Origin of the sequence: Pseudomonas edaphica (assembly GCF_005863185.1) — a bacterium.
Classification (GTDB): Bacteria; Pseudomonadota; Gammaproteobacteria; order Pseudomonadales; family Pseudomonadaceae; genus Aquipseudomonas; species Aquipseudomonas edaphica.
Window position 1 is genome coordinate 1 of the sequence record NZ_VBVZ01000720.1, and the last position, 2870, is coordinate 2870.

Genomic DNA, 2870 nt, shown 5'->3' on the forward strand with positions numbered 1-2870 from the left:
GAGCTGGCTTGCCTGCGATAGCAGTCTGTCAGTTGAAAGAGATGTGGCTGACCCACCGCTATCGCAGGCAAGCCAGCTCCCACATTTGAACCGGTGTTCAGTTCATCTCAGGCCGCAAATGCAGGTCGAGCCGCCACCTGCTCAACTTCCGGCAACGGCCCAAACAACGCTTTCTGCACCGCCTGCTGCGCCTGATACGCCAGCGCCGCACGTTCCTGCCCGGCACAGGCAATCGGCTGGAGCACATGAATCTCCACATCACCCTGGTCATTACTGAACAGACGCATCAGGTGCGAGAGCAAATCGTCATCGCCAATAAACGGTGCCAACGCATCCACCTGCCCATCACGCAAATAACGAATCGCTACCGGTTGCAGCGACACATCCGCATCAATCGCACTGGCCAGCAAACGCCCGTGGAACGTACGCAGGCTGCGCCCATCAGTGGTGGTGCCTTCGGGGAACATCAGCAGCGGATGCTGTTGCTCCAGATGGCGAGTCATCTGCTTGCGGATCAACTGGCTGTCGCCTGAGCCGCGGCGAATAAACAAGCTGCCGGCCTTGGCCGCCAACCAGCCGGCCACCGGCCAGGTGCGCACTTCGGCCTTGGACAAAAACGACATCGGCGCCACCGCGCCGAGCAGCGGAATGTCGGTCCAGGACACGTGATTGCTTACCCACAGCATCGGCTGCGTCGGCAGCTCACCGTGTACCGTCACGCGAAAGGGCAGGGCGTTAGTCAGCCGTGCCATAAAAAAACGCGACCAACGCTGGCGCCGCACCATCGAGTTGGCAATGCCCATGCGTTCGAATACACCAAACACACTGGCCATGCTCAACCCCAGCGCCACCACCAGCAGCACCCGGGCAATGCGCCCGTACACGCGCAGGCGGCTCATCACATGGCCGCCTTGAAGTGGCGGGCGTAGCGCGGGCACAACTCATCGCGCTTGAGCAGGATGAACACGTCGGCCACCTGGAAGTCTTCATCCCAGCACGGCTCGCCGCAGATCTTCGCACCCAGGCGCATATAGGCTTTGAGCAGCGGCGGCATTTCCGCGATGACGTTGGACGGCAGGTCCAGCGCCGGCAGTGGTTTTTTCGGTTCGGCGCGCAGGTGCTCGTTGCACAGGTAGCGTTCGCGCAGGCGCTGCATGATCGCGTGAGCCTGGATGCCACCGTCGTGCATCGGGATGCTCGCGCAACCCATCAGGTAGCTGTAACCGCCTTGGTTGAGGACTTCGGCCAACTCGCCCCACAACACCGCGATGGTGCCGCCGTTGCGATAGGCCGGGTCGACGCAGGTGCGGCCGATCTCCAGGATCGGGCCTTGCAAGTGCAGCAAGCCGTGCAGGCTGAATTCTTCTTCGCTGTAGAACCGGCCCAAGGTGCTGGCGGCCTGGTGGTCGAGCAAACGGGTGGTGGCCACCAGTCGACCGCTGTTCAAATCCCGCACGCCTATATGGCTGCAGTGAACATCATAGTCATCCATGTCCAGACCCTGTTCCGCGCCTTTCAGCTTGGCGTTGAACTCGCCGCTGAACACGTTGAAACGCAGGGCCTGGGCTTCCTGCAAAGCCTTGGCGCCAACCAGGCGTTCGGCTTGCAGACGGCGTTCATTGCCGGTGTCGCTGATGCGGGCGATCTGAGTCATGGCGAATCTCCGAGTGCCGGCCACTTACCGGCCGGTCGACTTGTTTGTCCAAACTCAGGCTATGTAGGCTCGGTGTCAGCTCCATGAAGTTATGGTGACGCTTGGATGACAGGCCTTCCTGTCGCAAATCTGTCATGCGCCTGGGCTAGGCTCGCGGGCTTGAAAGCCCCCTTGAGTTTGCGTCCATGGTCCGAGGCCTGTTGTGCGTTGCCCTGCTGTTAGTCACCGCTGCCGCCCACGCCGACACCTGGCCGGACAAGGAATGGGCCAAGGGCGCGCCGCTCGAAGGCCCGGCGGTCGATGCACTGAATGCCTATGCTTTTCCACCCCGTGACGACGCCACTCGTAAAGGCATCCGCACCGACGCGCTGCTGGTGATCCGCGATGGCGTGATCATCTATGAACGCTACGGCGCGCCTAACACCGCCAGCACGCCGCACCTGACCTGGTCAGTGAGCAAAAGCCTGATGGCCACTGTGCTCGGCGTGGCCTACGGCGAAAATCGCTTCAAACTGAATGACCCGGCCGCGCGTTTTTACCCGCCGATGAAACAGCACCCCAAAGTCACCATGGCCGACCTGCTGCACTGGGCCTCGGCCCTGGACTGGCAGGAAGACTACGAATACGCCCCACTCAATTCCTCGGTGGTGGCGATGCTCTACACCCGTGGCCGCAGCGATATGGCCGAGTTTGCCGCAGGCACCGAGGCCGCCGCCGCACCGGGCCAGGCCTTTCGTTATTCCAGCGGCGACAGCAATATTTTGTCCGCCGCCCTCAAAGGCATGCTCGGCCACAAGGCCTATATGAGTTACCCGTGGGACGCGCTGTTCAAGCCGCTGGGCATTCACAACGCCACCTGGGAAACCGACGCCGACGAAACCTTCGTCGCCTCGTCCTATGCCTACCTCACCGCTCGCGATTTGGCGCGGGTCGGCCTACTGATAGCGCGCGACGGTCGTTGGGGAGAGCAGCAGTTGCTGCCTAAAGAGTGGGTCGCCTTCAACCGCCAGCCATTCGATAAATACAAGGCCGGCCAGGACGACGCCGTCCCCGGCGGGCAATGGTGGCTCAACCTCGACGTACAAGGTGCCCCAAGACCCTGGCCCGATGCGCCTGCCGACACCTTCGCCGCCCTCGGCCATTGGGGCCAGGCGCTCTATGTGCTGCCCGACGAACACCTGGTGATCGTCGGGCAGCACATAGAGCGCCTGGCCCA

The 2870-nt window shown here is 62.3% G+C and carries 3 protein-coding genes; 1 reads left to right on the forward strand and 2 read right to left on the reverse strand.

Features of this window, described 5'->3' with window-relative positions; all coding sequences use genetic code 11:
• Nucleotides 1-107 precede the first annotated feature (107 nt).
• Both FEM54_RS29505 and olsB read right to left on the reverse strand, forming a co-directional pair.
• Nucleotides 108-899 carry a lysophospholipid acyltransferase family protein gene (locus FEM54_RS29505; protein ID WP_017137254.1) on the reverse strand — a complete coding sequence of 264 codons (792 nt, stop codon included), beginning with the start codon at nt 897-899 and terminating at the stop codon, nt 108-110.
• Nucleotides 899-1654 (reverse strand): L-ornithine N(alpha)-acyltransferase, encoded by a 756-nt coding sequence (olsB, locus tag FEM54_RS29510; RefSeq protein WP_017137255.1) that lies wholly within the window; start codon nt 1652-1654, stop codon nt 899-901. Before olsB ends, FEM54_RS29505 begins: the two co-directional genes overlap by 1 nt.
• 185 nt (nt 1655-1839) lie before the next feature.
• Here olsB and FEM54_RS29515 point away from each other — a divergent pair.
• Nucleotides 1840-2870 (forward strand): serine hydrolase domain-containing protein (locus FEM54_RS29515; protein ID WP_138453949.1); only part of this gene is annotated, 1031 nt, incomplete at its 3' end.

Excerpts from the sequence above, each read along its gene's own strand:
- FEM54_RS29505 (WP_017137254.1), bottom strand. The coding sequence starts at position 899 with ATGAGCCGCCTGCGCGTGTACGGGCGCATTGCCCGGGTGCTGCTGGTG.
- olsB (WP_017137255.1), bottom strand. The coding sequence starts at position 1,654 with ATGACTCAGATCGCCCGCATCAGCGACACCGGCAATGAACGCCGTCTG.